This window comes from Ruegeria sp. BHSA191 (genome assembly GCF_059613325.1).
This window is the reverse complement of sequence record NZ_JBXWSH010000002.1, coordinates 125,339-140,399: the sequence shown is the minus strand read 5'-3', so window position 1 is coordinate 140,399 and position 15,061 is coordinate 125,339. Positions and strand designations below refer to the sequence as shown.

The following is a 15,061-nucleotide window of genomic DNA, read 5'->3' as shown; positions in this document are numbered from 1 at the left end:
CCTGCCCGCCTTGCGCATTCCCAGTTCCGGCTGACTTACGGGGGTCCCTTTGAACTCTACCGTCTTTGCGCCGTGGGACGACCCACAGGCGAAACCCTTGATCCAGTTCAAGAACGTCACCAAGCGATTTGGGGGATTCACGGCCATCGACAACCTGTCGCTGGATATCTTCGAACGTGAATTCTTTGCCCTGCTTGGTCCGTCGGGCTGCGGCAAGACCACGATGATGCGGATGTTGGCCGGGTTCGAGCAGCCCTCGGAAGGAACCATCCTGCTGAGCGGTCAGGACATCGCGCCGGTCCCGCCCAACAAACGGGCGGTGAACATGATGTTCCAGTCCTACGCGTTGTTTCCGCATCTGAACGTGTGGGACAACATCGCCTTTGGCCTGCGCCGGGACAACATGCCCAAGCATGATCTGGAAGACCGGGTCGAGGAAATGCTGCGCCTGACCCGGCTTGAAAAATTCGCCCGCCGCAAGCCACATCAGATCTCGGGCGGGCAGCGGCAGCGCGTGGCGCTGGCCCGGTCGCTGGCCAAGGCGCCCAAACTGCTGTTGCTGGACGAACCGCTTGGCGCGCTGGACAAAAAGCTGCGCCAGGACACCCAGTTCGAGCTGATGGACATTCAGGAAAAGACCGGCACCACCTTCGTGATCGTGACCCACGACCAGGAAGAGGCGATGACGGTCGCCAGCCGCGTTGCGGTGATGGATCAGGGCAAGCTGATGCAGGTCGCCACGCCAGACCGCATTTATGAAAACCCCAATTCCGTCTATGTCGCCGATTTCATCGGGGACGTGAACATCATCCAGGGCCGGGCCACCTCGATCGGCGAGGACACCTATCGCGTCGACTGGGCCGAGGGCCAGCCGCCGCTGACCGCGACGTCGGCCAACCGGTTTGCCGACGGTCAAACCTGCCACCTGGCCATCCGGCCGGAAAAGGTGACCATCTCGGCCGAGCGCCCCGCCGATGCCGTCAACGCCGTGCAGGGCAAGGTGCATGACATCGCCTATCTGGGCAATCTGTCCACCTATTACGTCGAACTGTCCAACGGCATCATCATCAAGGCGCAGACGGCCAATACCCGCCGCATCTCGCGCCGGTCCTTCACATGGGAAGACCCTGTCTGGCTGTCTTGGACGGCCACGGCGGCGGTTCTGCTGGCAGACTGATGCGCCGCGCGGTCCTGATCGCCATTCCCTATGTTTGGCTGCTGGCCCTGTTTCTGGTGCCGTTCTTCATCGTGTTGAAGATCTCGCTGTCGGACATCGCGCTTGCGATCCCGCCCTACACCCCGACCCTTGATCTGTCGCAGGGCTGGGCCGGGATCAAGGAATTCTTCAGCCAGTTGGATTTTGAGAACTTCGTCTGGCTGACCGAGGATGACCTGTACTGGAAAGCCTACCTGTCCAGCGTCAAGATCGCGCTGATCGCGACCGCGCTGACCCTGCTGGTGGGCTATCCGATCGCCTATGGCATGGCCCGAGCGCCCGAAGAATGGCGCCCGACGCTGATGATGCTGGTGATCCTGCCGTTCTGGACCTCGTTCCTGATCCGCGTCTATGCATGGATGGGGATCCTGTCGAACGAAGGCTACCTGAACCAGTTCCTGCTGTGGACGGGCATCATCTCGACCCCGCTGACCATCCTCAACACGCAGACGGCCGTCTATATCGGCATCGTCTACACCTATCTGCCTTTCATGATCCTGCCGATCTATGCCGCGCTCGATCGGTTGGATGGCTCGCTGATCGAGGCGGCCGAGGATCTGGGCTGTTCGCGTACGCAGGCCTTCTGGCTGGTGACCATCCCACTGTCGCGCCCGGGCATCATCGCGGGATGTTTCCTGGTGATGATTCCGGTGATCGGTGAATTCGTGATCCCGTCGCTGCTGGGCGGGTCGGGCACGCTGATGATCGGCAAGGTCTTGTGGGAGGAGTTCTTCTCGAACCGCGACTGGCCGGTGGCCAGCGCTGTGGCGGTGATCCTGCTGCTGATCCTGGTGATCCCGATCGTGCTGTTCCAGCGCAACCAGCAGAAACAGGCGGAGGCCGAGCAATGAACAGGCTGAGCTGGTTCAACACGGTCTCGCTGACGCTGGGCTTTGCGTTTCTGTACATCCCGATGGTGATCCTGATCATCTTCAGCTTCAATGAAAGCAAGCTGGTCACGGTCTGGGCTGGGTTCTCGACCAAATGGTACGGCGAGCTTATGCAGAACCAGGCGTTTCTGGATGCGGCCTGGGTCACCGTTCGCGTTGCCGTGTTCTCGTCGACGCTGGCGACCATTCTGGGCACCATGGCCGCCTATGTCATGGTGAGGGGCGGGCGGTTCTTTGGCCGCACGCTGTTTTCCGGGATGATCTACGCGCCGCTGGTGATGCCCGAGGTGATCACCGGCCTGTCGCTGCTGCTGCTGTTCATCGGCATCGGGCTGGACCGGGGCATCATGACCATCGTGCTAGCGCATACGACCTTTTCGATGTGCTACGTCTCGGTCGTGGTTTCCTCGCGGCTGGTGACGTTCGATCAGTCGCTGGAAGAGGCGGCGCTGGATCTGGGCTGCTCGCCGGCGCAGGCCTTTAGGTTGGTGACGCTGCCGATCATCGCGCCGGCGGTGATCTCGGGCTGGTTGCTGGCCTTCACCCTGTCGCTGGATGACTTGGTGATCGCGTCCTTCACATCCGGACCCTCGGCCACGACCCTTCCGATCAAGATCTTCTCGGCCGTGCGTTTGGGGGTCAGCCCCGAAATCAACGCGCTGTCGACCATCATGATCGCCGTTGTCACCGTCGGCGTGATCACCGCTTCGCTGGTGTCGAAACGCGCGATGGTCCGGCAGCGGCAAGAGGAACAAGCCGCCGCGCGCACCGAATGAAACGGATCTTTCCTGCCTACACCTATGGCCCCGGCCCGCGCGCGGGGTGCTGGTGGGATGAAACCGTGCCGGCCCCCGACTGGCCGGTACATGAAGGTGATCTATCGGTAGACGTTGCGATCGTCGGCGGCGGGTTCACTGGCATGTCGGCGGCGCTGCATCTGGCGCAGCAGGGCGTTTCGGTCGCCGTGTTCGAGGCGGAAACGCCGGGCTGGGGCGCCTCGGGGCGCAACGGCGGGTTTTGCTGCAAGGGCGGGTCGAAACTGGGCCATGCCGCCATGGTGCGCAGGTACGGCCCCGCAGCGGCCGAGGCCTATGCGCAGGCCGAGGCAGATGCGGTGGCGCTGGTTGCCCAACTGTTGTCGGCGCACGGGATTCAGGCGGATGTGCATTCGCAGGGCGAGACCCGGCTGGCCCACACGCCGCGGGCGATGGAGGCGCTGCGGCGCGATGCCGGGCCAGACGGTATTTTGCACGAGACCCGTGACCTTCCGAGTCTTGGGCTGGGTGGGCGCTTTTTCGGCGGATACACCGACCCGGTCGGGTTTGCACTGAACCCGCGCAAATACCTGTTTGGTCTTGCCATGGCCGCCCAGGCGCAGGGTACGCGCCTGTTTCAGCGCAGCCCGGTGCAGGATGTCCGGCACGCAGGATCCGGGTTCGCACTTGCGCTGCCGCGAGGCTCCGTGCGGTCCGAAACCGTTCTGATCTGTACCAACGGCTATTCCAGCGAAGATATGCCCGACTGGTTGTCGGGCCGCTACATGCCGGCACAGTCGACGGTCATGGTCACGCGCCCGCTGTCCGAGGCCGAGTTGCAGGCGCAGGGCTGGACGTCGCGCCAGATGGCCTATGATACACGCAACCTGCTGCATTATTTCCGACTGATGCCGGACAATCGGTTCCTGTTCGGAATGCGCGGTGGTCTGATGTCCTCGCCCCGGGCCGAGCGCGCGATCCGGCGCAAGGTGGTGCGGGATTTCGCCCGCATGTTTCCGTCCTGGGCCGGGGTTGAGGCAACGCATCTGTGGTCGGGAATGGTATGTCTTGCCCGCGATCTGGTGCCGTTTGTCGGGCCGGTCGCCGATCGGCCTGGCATGTTCGCGGGGCTGGCCTATCACGGCAACGGTGTTGCGATGGGCACGTTTTGCGGCCGAGCCCTGGCGCAGTTGGTCCTGGGGCAGGAAGCGAACATCCCGGACCCCATCGCGCGCCCGCCGGGGCGGTTTCCGCTGGGTCGATGGCGGCGCTTGTTGATGCCGCCGGCTTATGCCGTCATGGCATTGGCGGATCTTTGATCCGGTCTAACGGGCGTCCGCCAGCCCCGCAAGTTCCAGCGATAATCCGTTCTCATAGGCCGGGGCGCCGTTTTCGACGCGCCACAGGCAATAGGCCGCCATTCGCCAAGCGTACCAGGGTTTGAGTTCACGGTATCGTTCCGCGGTTTCCGGGCAGCCATAGGCCTGCAGGAACCGGATTTCCTGATCGTGGGTCAGCGGGCGGCCGCGGTAAATCTGCTGCATCGCAGGTGACAGAAACAGAGCCAGATCCTCGCACCGATCCCCGACCGCAGGGCATTGCCAATCGATCAGCATCGCCCCCGAGGGCGAGGTCAAGATGTTGCCGGCTACCGGGTCGCCATGGATCAGGCAAATCCGAATTGTTGGCGGAACGCTTGTTTCTGGCATCAGCCCCTGCAGTGTCTTTCGGAGCTTGTCGTGGCAGCGGCTCAGAATCTCCGAGCCATGGCGAGCAAGATCGGCACTGCCGTTTCGACCGGCAGGCGCGGCAACAGGCGGATTCATGTCATGCAGGCGTCGTAGTAACCGGGCGACAGATTCGACACCCCTCTGCCAAGGGGCGCCCGGCGCATGGTCATACAATACCCAACCGTCCTTTTCGAAATGTCCCGAAGCACGCAGCCGAGGCGCCATACCCGTTTCTGACAGCGCCCGCAGGCAGGCCGCTTCAAGCCGTGCATCATTGCGGAACAACGGATTGGTCTGGGTCGTGTCATACAGCTTGAGGACCTTGTCCCGACCACGGTCCATGATTTTCCACACCCGGTTGGTTCGCCCGCCATACAGCGTTTGAAAGCTGGCCCCATGGACAATCAGGCCACCTTGGAAAAGGTGCTCGACAAGGCCTGATGGTGGCAAGAGAAGCTGGGACAGGGTGGCACCCTTCGACTGAGAATCCGGATGCGCCCAGCATTGGCCTGCGCATTGGTCAAGTTCAAGCGCTCGCGCGCACCGCCGCGACCTCGGTCGCCGAAAGTGACGCGCCGCTGTCCAGCATCAGCACGATTCCCCCTTTATCCAACTGCGCCTCAACGACGCGGCTGAAGGCCGCAGCCGGCTTCTGGGACAGCAGATTGTCCCCCTTGTAGCTTTCCAGACTGGCGGTATACGCCCCTTCGGCAACCGGCGCGCCCGTGATGTCCAGACCGGGCCAGACGAATTGCCGGTCTGTTGCGGGAACGTCCAGCCGGGTGACCACGTCACCATTGATGTCGCGTATGACAAGCACGGCCTTGTCGGCGTTGGGGTCGGGGTCAGCAAAGACCGTTCGCGGTTGTCCGTCAAATTGAAATGCGGCGGGCGCCCGCACCTGAACCCCGACCCATCCAGACAGTTCATCGAGATTCGCGCCGTTCAGTGCCGCGGCCAGCCCGGTCAGCAACTTGTTGGTCTGGACCTGCTGTTCGACCATCGAAAACTGCGCCAGCTGGGCGGCATATTCGGAGGAATCCAGCGGCTCGAGCGGATCCTGGTTCCGCGCCTGTGTGGTCAGCATCAGCAAGAAGGTTTCGAAATCGGATGCCAAACCCGAACTCTGCGATTGGATTGTGACTTGTCCCTGAGCTGTGGTCTGCGTCGCAGGGTTGGTGGCGTTGATCATGGGTCATAACCTCAAGTCGAGTGGGCGCGAAGGGTCGGGCCGGCGTGGAACCGGAGAATCGGGGTCGGGCGAAACGGGATCCGCCTCGGTTTGAATCGCGCCTTGATGCTTCGCTTCCCCCTGCGTTTCGGAGCCGGCGGCACCATTCGAATCGAATTCAAGGCCCCCATAGCCCAGTTGCTGGAACTCGGTCGACAGCAGCGAGATGTGGCGGCGCATCAGATCCAGGGTTTCCGGCCGTTCGGCGGCAATCACCAGGTGGATACCGTCTTCCCGACCCATCATTCTGATCGAGATTCGTCCCAGCTCTTCGGGGTTGAGCTGCAGCTCGATGCCGCCTCCTGCTCTCGCGGAAACCGATGCCGAAATCTGGCTGGCGATCGACCTGGCCAATTCAGCGCCCGAGGCGCGATGCAGCACGGCCGGCGGCGGCATGCTTTCATGTGCGGTGCGGGCGGCAGACGGCTGCACCAGCTGAGGCGTCTCACCCAGATCCTCAGGCGGCTCCTGCGTGTCAGGCTGAACCGGCGGGAGCGGCTGATGGGATTGATTGGGCGACAGAGACGCGGCTGCCGCCTCCATGTTGGTGGGCGCTACGATGGGGCGCTGACCGGAAACCGGCTTGGGTTGGGTCGAATCGGTCCAAGGCGTTTCCGAAGCGGCGCGCATGCCATGTTGCCGATCAGGCGATTCGGGGCGAAGCAGCAAGGCTTGGACGGCCGTCTCGCCCCGCGTGGTCGAGGAAAGCGAATCGGCGGTTTGTGATGACGGCTCGGCGGTTGTGGCGGACGAGTCTTCTTGCAAAGACCCCGTCCGAGGCGCCACCGCCGACACCCCTTGGCCGTCTGTCATGGTGGACTTGATAGTCTTGGACGCCGCGCCGATGGCCGGAGCGCCCGGTGCGGTGGCCGTATCGTGCGGAACCGGCTTCGACCCCTGTTGGCCCTGAGGTAAGGGCGGCGGCATCGCCACCGCGTCGTCCGGAATCGCCGGAAGAACTTCCGAATCGACCGACTCGCCCTGGGCGCTTTCCAGATCCCCGTCCTGCGCCGCCAAATCGTCAGGGACGACGATCGGGTCCGCCTCCGCCTCCGGTTTTTCCCGGTCCGATGGCTGCAATGCGGCCACGAAGTCCGCAAAAGCCTTCTCAGGCTCGGCCTTTCTTGTGTTGCTCGCCGACAAAGCAGCGCTTTTCGCCGTTTGGTCGGGACTCACTGTCAGTGGGTTGGGCATTTTGCTCCGGCTCCGTCTGCATGAACCGAACCTGCCCACAGGAAGTTACGTTTATTTTAACCGCTCTTCGCTTTTATCGGGAAAGTTTCTGACAATTTTCGGAGTTGCTCATGATGATTTCAGCACTCACCCAAACAACCCGCCCGGACGTGGGGACCAAGCTCAAGGCCGCCGCGGTCGAGCTGGAGGCGACATTTCTTGCAGAGATGTTGAAGGCCGCCGGCATGGGGCAGGCGCGACAATCCTTTGGTGGCGGCGCGGGCGAAGACCAGTTCTCGTCCTTTCTGGTTCAGCAGCAAGCACTGCAGATGGCCCGGGCCGGCGGGATCGGGCTTTCGGAAATCCTGTGCACTGCAATGATGGAGAAAACCGATGCAAAGTGATAACCGGCGCGTTCAAGCTCAGGCGCTTGAGGAGATTCTGGATCAGGAACGGTCGGCCTTGCTCGAGGGTGACCTGGAGCGGCTGAGCCAGATGCTGCCGCGAAAGGAGCAGTTGATCGAGGACCTGAACGCGCTGGAGGTGTCGGACAGTGACGATCTGATCAGGCTTCAGGCGAAGGTCAATAGAAACCAGAGCCTGTTGAGCAGCGCGGCCGAAGGGATCCGGACCGTAGCCGACCGCATGGCGGAACTGCGGAAGGTGCGTCAGGAGTTCACCACATATGACGCCAACGGTCAGCGGACCGGTCACGCGGTGCGGCATGCGACCAAGCTTGAAAAACGGGCGTGATGACATTTGATTCAAATGCGTTTTTTTTCCAGGGGCGCGCCTTAGCACTCCGTTAGGAGATCAAACCCGATAGTGGTCCGGCACCTGCAAGACGGGTGGCGCGAAGGCCGCAAGGTTCCTCGCACAGGTCAGAACGACATTTGGCCCGCCGATCCCGGCGGGGTGTCAATGGGCGAAGAAGGCCCGAACGAACAAAGGATGAAAAGCATGTCCAGCATTCTGACAAACAACGGCGCGATGGTTGCGCTGCAAACCCTGAAATCGGTCAACAAGAACCTGGCCGCCACCCAGAACGCGATCTCGACCGGCAAGGACGTGGCAACGGCCAAGGACAATTCGGCGGTTTGGGCAATCTCCAAGGTGATGGAGTCCGACGTCAACGGTTTCAACGCCATCAAGGACAGTCTGGCGCTGGGCGAATCGACCGTGGCCGTGGCCCGGAACGCGTCGGAAACCGTAACCGATCTGCTGACCCAGATGAAAAACAAGATCGTGGCGGCTCAGGAGGACAACGTCGATCGCAGCAAGATCAACGATGACGTAAGCGCCCTGCGCGATCAGATCGCATCGGTTGTCGGCGCGGCCCAGTTCAACGGGCTGAACCTGGTGGATGGATCGGCCGGCACGGCATCGATTCTAGCGTCGCTGGACCGCGACAGCACCGGGGCGGTGACTGCGTCGTCGATTACCGTGAACGGTCAGAACCTGTCGACCGGAGGCTATTCGAGCAAAGGCGTTCTGGCCGGGTCGGACAACGCCACGACCGACAACGATGCTGCGGGCTTTACCATGGACAAGGCTGGCGGCACCGGTGATATCGTGATCGACAGCTCGACCGACAACTTCGCCGCCGGCGACAAGGTGACGATCACCATCGGTGACAAGGTCGCGTCCTACACCGTCCAGGCCGGCGATCTAGATCCGTCGGGTACTTACGACTCGGCCTATACTGACGCGATTGTCGCAGTCGGCTTGAAGAACCAGATTGACGCGCTGGGCATCACCGGCGTGGCCATCGACTATGACTCCAGCGCGCCCGGCACCCTGACCTTCGTGACCGGCACCGCCGCGGCAGGGGCTGACGCAGATCGCGACGTCACCGTTTCGGCCCAGTTCACCAATGCCGGGTCCGGCGGGCTTGGCGCGCTGTCCTCGATCGATGTCTCGACGAGCGCGGGCGCCGCTGCGGCCCTGGGCACTATCGAGACCCTGATCGACACCGCGATCGACGCGTCGGCGGCATTCGGCTCGGCGCAGGGTCGGATCGAAACCCAGAAGGAGTTCATCTCGAACCTGACGGACTCGTTCAAATCGGGCATCGGCTCGCTGGTGGACGCCGACATGGAAGAAACTTCGGCCCGTCTGCAGGCCCTGCAGGTGCAGCAGCAGCTGGCGACGCAGTCGCTGTCGATTGCGAACCAGGCGCCGCAGTCGATCCTGTCATTGTTCCGCTGATCCCAAAGCAATCCCGGGGCGCGATCCACGCGCCCCGGTTCTGACCGCCAGACCCAGTCGGCCAATTGGAAGGATTTCAAGTGACACTGCAAACGCTTGCTCAACGCGCCTACGCGCAGTCTGCCGCTCCGACCCGCACCCCGCGTGATACCGAGTACGAGGCAATCTCGAAAATCACCCATCGTCTGAAAGCGGCCGCGGCGCGAAAGGCATCGGATTTTTCGGGTTTTGTTCAGGCCCTGCACGACAATCGCAGGCTTTGGTCGGTTCTGGCAAACGGTGTCGCGGACTCAGACAATGCCCTGCCGAATGACCTGCGGGCGCGTATATTCTATCTGGCCGAATTCACCGAACAGCACACCGGTCAGGTTCTTGCGAGGAAGGCCGGGATTGAGCCGCTGCTGGAGATCAATCTTGCGGTGCTGCGCGGCCTGCGTCAGATGGGTGCTTCGTAATGGCGGGCCTTGTTCTGAAGCTGGCGCCAAAAGAGCGCGTTCTGGTGAACGGCGTGGTGATCGAAAACGGAGACCGGCGCAGTCGGTTTTCCATCCTGACGCCGGATGCAAACGTTCTGCGACTGAGGGACGCCATCCATCCCAATGAGGCCACGACGCCCGTCCGCCGGGTGTGCTATGCGGCGCAACTGGTCCTATCGGGAGATCTGGATGCCGCTCAGGCACGCCAACAGCTCCTGCGACGCATCGAGGAACTGAGCCAGGTCTTCACCGACCCTGACAGCCGCCGCGTACTGGGGCAGGCAACCGAAGCCCTGGTGGCCGAGCAATATTACAAATGCCTGAAGGCGTTGCGGTCGCTTTTGCCGCGTGAAGAACGCTTGTTGGCCTACCGCCAATGACCTTTCAGCCGGTCATACCAACTGGCGGGCTGGTCGGCTGGCGCTTTTTGCAACGCACCTATGATGCCCAGTTGCAGGCATTTTCGTCTTCGGCCGTGAACGAGCGGGACACGCAGTATTTTTTAGAGAATATCCGCAACGTGCAGTCCGCCGAAGACCTGGTTTCGGATCGTCGGCTTTTGAGCGTTGCTCTGGGTGCCTTCGGGTTGGAGGACGACCTGGACAACCGGTATTTCATCCAGAAGGTTCTGTCCGACGGAACCAGCGCCGATGACGCTCTTGCCAACCGCCTTGCCGACAGCCGGTACCGCGAGTTTTCAGAGGCGTTCGGACTGGGGCCAGGTGAGGTGAAAAAAACGGTCCTGATCACGGATATGGAGCAGATCGCCCAGAGAAGCATCGTGTCCCGGTTCGAAACCTCGGTGGGTGAAACGGACGATTCCATGCGGATCGCGCTTTTCGCACAGCATGCCTTGCAGGACCTCGCGTCGCAGTCGGGGAGCGAAACAAAGAAATGGTACGACTTGATGAGTTTGCCGCCGTTGCGCAGCATGATGGAAACCGCGCTGGGGTTGCCATCAAGTTTCGGGCAGCTGGATATCGACAAGCAAATGGAGATTTTCCGGGACAAACTGTCGGGTTTGACCGGGTCCGGTGACCTGTCGCAGTTCTCCTCGGACGCGGCGGTGGAAACCCTGACCGACACCTATCTGGCGCGCCGTCAGATCGCCGATCTGCAAAGCACGATTTCGCCGGCGCAAACGGCTTTGATCTTGCTGGGCGGATCGGCGTGACCCGGTTTCGGGGTCGCTGTTGGCCAGCCGGAGGCGGGTCAGTTGCGTCCCTTGCGGATGCTTCTGACGCCGCGCTGTACAAGCCGGCTCAACCGCCAAGGAGACCTTCGGCCGGAGTATGCAGGGCAAAGCAGGTGACGGGGCGCGAGACATTGTGGAGCTTGAGCGGCCCCAGCGGCACGACGTCGGCGCATTCGGGTGCGATGTCCTCTGACACGAGGATGCGGTGGCCATTGGTTTTGCCCAATTCTCCCAGCCGAGCGGCGATGTTCGCGGCCCGGCCGATCACGGTGAAATCCAGCCGCTCGCGCGAGCCGACATTGCCGTAGGTGACCCGACCATAGGCGATGCCGATCGAGCAGTCGCAATGATGGTCAGCATCGGATGCCTTCAGTTCGGCCAATTGCTCGACGATCTTGATGGCGCTGCGTTGTGCGTTTGACCGCGCCCGTGCGGGTTCGTCTCCGGCGGGAAAGACCGCAAGTACGGCGTCGCCGATGAATTTCAGAACCTCGCCGCCATTTGCATGCACGATCCCCGAGACGGTTTCGAAGAACGCGTTAAGCAAGGTGATGTAGGCCGACCGTCCCAGTTTTTCCTCGAGACTGGTTGAATTGCGCAGGTCGCAGAACATTATCGCGGCATCGATGTCATCGCCGTCACCGCGCCGGATGTCGCCGCCCAGAACACGGGCGCCCGTGCGCTTGCCCACATAGGTCTCGAGCAGGGCCTGGGCGTTTTCGCGCTGGGTGAAGACCTCGTAGAAACGGGCGATGACGGAGGCGCATTCAAAGACCAGTCCGAGGTTCTCGGTCGTGAACCCATCCGGGTGGTCGCAGGTCAGGGTCAGGACATTTATGCGACCATCCGAGAACGGCAGGGGCATGGCGACATAATCCGTGCCGCCCTTGGCGCGCAGGTCTTCCATGATCGGGAAGCTGTGGCGCGGGTTGGCATCGGTCAACCGCTGCCGGACGCCACCCAGGCCGTTTGACACATGCCGCAGCGGGCTGTTGATGAAGGCCGGGTGGTCATGGATTTCATAGGTGGGAACATTGGTCGAAATCTCTTCGGCGCCCTTCTCCCAGATATAGTGTTTGCCGGCGATCAGCGGGTGCAGCGACCAGACCAGGACGCTGAGCCTTTGGATTGCGATTCCGTGCTGCTGCATGTTCTCGGCCAGCGCCTTGGTGAAGGCTTCGGGTGTTCGAATCGTGCCGGCGCCCCGCATCAGCCAATCGATCAGGGGGCCGCTGATGTTGCCATCCTGTACGCTGCGCAGCTGGTTTTCGCCAAGGTCGATGTGGGTATAGGTCTCGGGCATGAAACCGATATGGCCTTGGATGGCCTCGCTTTCGGGCAGCGAATCCTCGTAGGCCCAGACCGAATTGGACAGCCGTTCGTCGCCCAGGATCACGTCATGATAGGTGGCGGTGCCTTTGAACGGGCAGAAGGTCTGCAGATCGGTCTCGGGGCCGAGGTCGACGCAAACGTCTTCGCGCGGCACATAGATGACCGGTGCCAGCCGCGTTTCATACATGACCTTTGCATTGGTGCTTTCGGCCAGAACAAGATCGTCGCGGTAGATCGCGACGCGGCCTGTCAGCCGCTCGATCGCGATTTCATAGCCTTTGGTTTCGGGCGGGGCGTGGACGTTCATCAGCAACCTCCCGTGCCGGGTGTCTAAAGGATGGGCCTTGCAAGGCGGTTTTCCAAGGGGGGCAACGCAGATTTTACCGGTCGGGACCCGAGCCCGTCAGACCATCTTGATGACGTCCTTGTCGATCGACAGCATATAGCCTTTTTTGGCGATGTTCTTCACCAGCAACTCGCTGACCATCTGGTTGCCCAGCGCGTCGCGCAGCCGCTTGATGCGGGTCGCACCAGCGGCTTCGTCACAATCGCTGGCGTCTCGGCCCGAGATCATCGCTTCGATCTGGGCACCTGACAGAACTTCGTCGTCCAGCCGCGATTCGGCCAGCACCGACAGGGTCTCCATGGCGGCGGGCGTGAGTTTGAAATCCATGTTGTTCAGGTACACCGTGTTTTCCTCGCGGCTGATTAGCAACGAGGTCACCTGGATGCCGGTGCGCTCGATCTGGGCCATGCGGCGGTTCAGTGCGGTCAGCATCACAAGAAAGACCAGCGCGGCCACAAGCATGGCGGTTGCGAATACCAGCAGCACGAAGATCACCATCCGGTAGCTGGCCAGCGTGTCGGCAAAGGCGGTCCCCGATTGGGCGAGGATTTCCAGCAGGCGGATCTCGGCTTGGGTGGTCAGATCGCTTTCGACGAACAGCCGCTCGACCCGCGCGTTGAAGGCGTTGGCGTCCGGAAGCGTCCAGAACAGGAAGGCTGCCGCCGTGATCAGGATGAGGACGATCGCCGCGATGCCGAAGCCGACGAGCCGGGCCCCAGAACGCCGCGCCTCAGAAACGGAGAAAGAATTTTCCGGCATTTTCCTTCCTTTGATCCAGACCCTCGGGGCCGAAGACCGAGATGACGTTCAGCAGCGTCCAGCCCGACTTTTTCAGCCGCTTTGCAATCTCTTGCCTGGCTGGCCCCGGCTGGCAGACCGGGACCTCCATCACGCCATAGTGCAGGCGCAGCGGGTTGTCCTGTTTGGCCTTGTAGTCGGCATAGCACTCTGCCGCCGCAGTGGTGGCGAGAAGCGATAGCAGCGTGGAAACCGCCAGGAAAGAGAAGATCTGTTTCATGGGCCGTATCCTGCGCATGGCTTGGTGCGATATTCAATATCTCAGCGGGGTTAGCAGCAATGATATCGGATATCACCGGGCCGATATTGCCTGTCTTGCAGGGCCGGCGGCAAGGATGGTGCATCACTTCCGACGGTCGCAGACGCGGCCACGCAGTTCATCCGAAAGGACGTGTCCGATGCACAAGAAATTCATCGCCCTGGTCGTGTCGACCGCCATTGCCATCACCGGGATTTCGGCCTCGAAGGCGCGGGCTGCCGATGCCCATGACATCCTGGGCGGTCTTGCCGCCATTGCCCTGCTTGGCGCGGCCATCAATCATTTCGACAAACAGACACGGCCCAAGACGGTCACCCGTACCTACAATCACATCTACACCCCGCCAAAAGTGCAACCACCTGTCCGGCGTCCACACCATGTGCGCCCTCTGCCGCCCCGGGTTGCGCGCTATGACTTGCCGCAGCAGTGCCTGCGGGTCTTCAAGCACTATTCCACAGAGCGTCCGCTCTTGGCGACGAAATGCCTGGACAAGCACTACGACTATTCGGCCAGCCTGCCGCAACAGTGCAAGGTCGGATTCTGGAACGGCAAGAAGGTCGAGCGTGCGTACGAGCCGGCCTGTCTGCGCCAGAAGGGATACCGCGTGGTTTACTAGTAATACGTTTCGAGCAGGAGCGGCGCCGTCAGACGCGCCGTGCGGGAAGGGGGCGGCGCCGATCGCCCCCTTCTTTTGTCTTGCGGATCGGGGCGAAACACGGTTTGCCAATGGCATGACGACTCCGAATTTCGAACTGGAACAGGCGCTGATCGCGCAAGGCTACGCCAGGATCGCCGGCGTGGACGAGGTGGGGCGCGGCCCGCTGGCCGGGCCTGTTGTGGCCGCAGCGGTCATTCTGAACCCGCAGGACGTCCCCGAGGGTCTGAACGATTCCAAGAAATTGACCGCCCGCCGGCGGCTTGCGCTGGATGCGGATCTGCGCGCCCGGTCCGAATATGCCATTGCCGAGGCCAGCGTGGCCGAGATTGACGACCTCAACATCTTGTATGCTTCGCACCTGGCGATGGAGCGCGCCGTGGCGGCGCTGAAGCCGTCGCCGGACTATGTGTTGATCGACGGCAATCTGATCCCCAAGGGTCTGACCGTGCCGGCGCAGGCTGTGGTCAAAGGCGATGCGAAGTCAGTCTCGATTGCGGCGGCGTCGATCCTTGCAAAGAAATGGCGCGATCAGGTGATGGTGGATTTGGCGCAACAGCACCCGGGCTATGGCTGGGAAACCAATGCGGGCTATCCGTCCAAACAGCACCGCGAGGCGCTGCAAAATCTTGGGGTAACCCCACATCATAGACGTTCGTTCAAGCCCGTCCACAATATCTTGTATCAAGAGTAAATCGTAACCCCATGATTCAAAAAAGAAATTGACGGCGAATCCGGTTTGACTCATCCTTGTCTCAACCAAATGAGCGCAAAAGCGCCGTGGATATTGAGGCAGA

Annotated in this window: 18 protein-coding genes; 12 read left to right on the top strand and 6 right to left on the bottom strand. The window is 61.8% G+C overall.

The window, feature by feature from the left end:
- Positions 1 to 49 precede the first annotated feature (49 nt).
- Genes AC2FNS_RS02585 through AC2FNS_RS02570 form a run of 4 tightly spaced genes read left to right on the top strand, consistent with a single transcriptional unit; the run spans position 50 to position 4,180 of the window.
- A complete protein-coding gene (locus AC2FNS_RS02585) occupies positions 50 to 1,177 on the top strand; it encodes an ABC transporter ATP-binding protein (protein ID WP_496680747.1) in 1,128 nt (375 codons plus the stop codon).
- Positions 1,177 to 2,067 (top strand): ABC transporter permease subunit, encoded by an 891-nt coding sequence (locus AC2FNS_RS02580; RefSeq protein WP_005980379.1) that lies wholly within the window; start codon positions 1,177 to 1,179, stop codon positions 2,065 to 2,067. Before AC2FNS_RS02585 ends, AC2FNS_RS02580 begins: the two co-directional genes overlap by 1 nt.
- Entirely contained in the window at positions 2,064 to 2,882 is an 819-nt protein-coding gene (locus AC2FNS_RS02575; RefSeq protein ID WP_496710781.1) for an ABC transporter permease, read from the top strand. The genes AC2FNS_RS02580 and AC2FNS_RS02575 overlap by 4 nt, the downstream gene beginning before the upstream one ends.
- Positions 2,879 to 4,180: an NAD(P)/FAD-dependent oxidoreductase gene (locus AC2FNS_RS02570; protein ID WP_496710780.1), complete on the top strand. Its 1,302-nt coding sequence runs from the start codon at positions 2,879 to 2,881 to the stop codon at positions 4,178 to 4,180. Before AC2FNS_RS02575 ends, AC2FNS_RS02570 begins: the two co-directional genes overlap by 4 nt.
- 6 nt (positions 4,181 to 4,186) lie before the next feature.
- On the opposite strand, the gene AC2FNS_RS02565 is transcribed toward AC2FNS_RS02570, so the two are convergent.
- From AC2FNS_RS02565 to AC2FNS_RS02555, 3 genes are all read right to left on the bottom strand, one after another.
- Positions 4,187 to 5,041 carry a phosphotransferase family protein gene (locus tag AC2FNS_RS02565; protein ID WP_496710779.1) on the bottom strand — a complete coding sequence of 285 codons (855 nt, stop codon included), beginning with the start codon at positions 5,039 to 5,041 and terminating at the stop codon, positions 4,187 to 4,189.
- Between the two features lie 76 nt (positions 5,042 to 5,117).
- Positions 5,118 to 5,783 (bottom strand): flagellar hook capping FlgD N-terminal domain-containing protein, encoded by a 666-nt coding sequence (locus AC2FNS_RS02560; RefSeq protein WP_496803767.1) that lies wholly within the window; start codon positions 5,781 to 5,783, stop codon positions 5,118 to 5,120.
- 3 nt (positions 5,784 to 5,786) lie between these two features.
- Positions 5,787 to 7,016 carry a flagellar hook-length control protein FliK gene (locus AC2FNS_RS02555; protein ID WP_496710777.1) on the bottom strand — a complete coding sequence of 410 codons (1,230 nt, stop codon included), beginning with the start codon at positions 7,014 to 7,016 and terminating at the stop codon, positions 5,787 to 5,789.
- 110 nt (positions 7,017 to 7,126) lie between these two features.
- Here AC2FNS_RS02555 and AC2FNS_RS02550 point away from each other — a divergent pair, with 110 nt between their 5' ends.
- The 6 genes from AC2FNS_RS02550 to AC2FNS_RS02525 all read left to right on the top strand — a co-directional run bounded on the left by AC2FNS_RS02550 (position 7,127) and on the right by AC2FNS_RS02525 (position 10,853).
- Positions 7,127 to 7,399, top strand: a complete 273-nt coding sequence (locus AC2FNS_RS02550) for a rod-binding protein (protein WP_496710776.1) — start codon at positions 7,127 to 7,129, stop codon at positions 7,397 to 7,399.
- Positions 7,389 to 7,748, top strand: a complete 360-nt coding sequence (locus AC2FNS_RS02545; protein WP_496710775.1) for a flagellar biosynthesis protein FlgN — start codon at positions 7,389 to 7,391, stop codon at positions 7,746 to 7,748. Before AC2FNS_RS02550 ends, AC2FNS_RS02545 begins: the two co-directional genes overlap by 11 nt.
- 207 nt (positions 7,749 to 7,955) lie before the next feature.
- Positions 7,956 to 9,203, top strand: coding sequence for a flagellin N-terminal helical domain-containing protein (locus AC2FNS_RS02540; RefSeq protein WP_496680766.1), 1,248 nt, complete (start codon positions 7,956 to 7,958; stop codon positions 9,201 to 9,203).
- A gap of 80 nt (positions 9,204 to 9,283) precedes the next feature.
- On the top strand, positions 9,284 to 9,658 hold the full coding sequence (flaF, locus tag AC2FNS_RS02535) for a flagellar biosynthesis regulator FlaF (RefSeq protein ID WP_496680768.1): 375 nt from the start codon (positions 9,284 to 9,286) through the stop codon (positions 9,656 to 9,658).
- Entirely contained in the window at positions 9,658 to 10,059 is a 402-nt protein-coding gene (gene flbT, locus AC2FNS_RS02530) for a flagellar biosynthesis repressor FlbT (protein ID WP_496680771.1), read from the top strand. The genes flaF and flbT overlap by 1 nt, the downstream gene beginning before the upstream one ends.
- The gene (locus tag AC2FNS_RS02525; RefSeq protein ID WP_496710774.1) at positions 10,056 to 10,853 is read left to right on the top strand and encodes a DUF1217 domain-containing protein; all 798 of its coding nucleotides are present in this window, start codon (positions 10,056 to 10,058) and stop codon (positions 10,851 to 10,853) included. The genes flbT and AC2FNS_RS02525 overlap by 4 nt, the downstream gene beginning before the upstream one ends.
- Positions 10,854 to 10,941: 88 nt before the next feature.
- Here AC2FNS_RS02525 and AC2FNS_RS02520 read toward each other — a convergent pair whose 3' ends face one another.
- The 3 genes from AC2FNS_RS02520 to AC2FNS_RS02510 all read right to left on the bottom strand — a co-directional run bounded on the left by AC2FNS_RS02520 (position 10,942) and on the right by AC2FNS_RS02510 (position 13,570).
- Positions 10,942 to 12,513: a DUF427 domain-containing protein gene (locus AC2FNS_RS02520; protein WP_496710773.1), complete on the bottom strand. Its 1,572-nt coding sequence runs from the start codon at positions 12,511 to 12,513 to the stop codon at positions 10,942 to 10,944.
- A 96-nt stretch (positions 12,514 to 12,609) separates the two neighbouring features.
- Entirely contained in the window at positions 12,610 to 13,311 is a 702-nt protein-coding gene (locus AC2FNS_RS02515) for a winged helix-turn-helix domain-containing protein (protein ID WP_496683970.1), read from the bottom strand.
- On the bottom strand, positions 13,283 to 13,570 hold the full coding sequence (locus tag AC2FNS_RS02510) for a hypothetical protein (RefSeq protein ID WP_496710772.1): 288 nt from the start codon (positions 13,568 to 13,570) through the stop codon (positions 13,283 to 13,285). Before AC2FNS_RS02510 ends, AC2FNS_RS02515 begins: the two co-directional genes overlap by 29 nt.
- A 178-nt stretch (positions 13,571 to 13,748) precedes the next feature.
- Between AC2FNS_RS02510 and AC2FNS_RS02505 the strand changes: the two genes are divergently transcribed.
- A complete protein-coding gene (locus tag AC2FNS_RS02505; protein WP_496710771.1) occupies positions 13,749 to 14,225 on the top strand; it encodes a hypothetical protein in 477 nt (158 codons plus the stop codon).
- Positions 14,226 to 14,340: 115 nt separating this feature from the next.
- Complete coding sequence (rnhB, locus tag AC2FNS_RS02500; protein WP_496710770.1) at positions 14,341 to 14,958, top strand: ribonuclease HII; 618 nt, start codon at positions 14,341 to 14,343, stop codon at positions 14,956 to 14,958.
- The last annotated feature ends 103 nt before the right edge of the window (positions 14,959 to 15,061 follow it).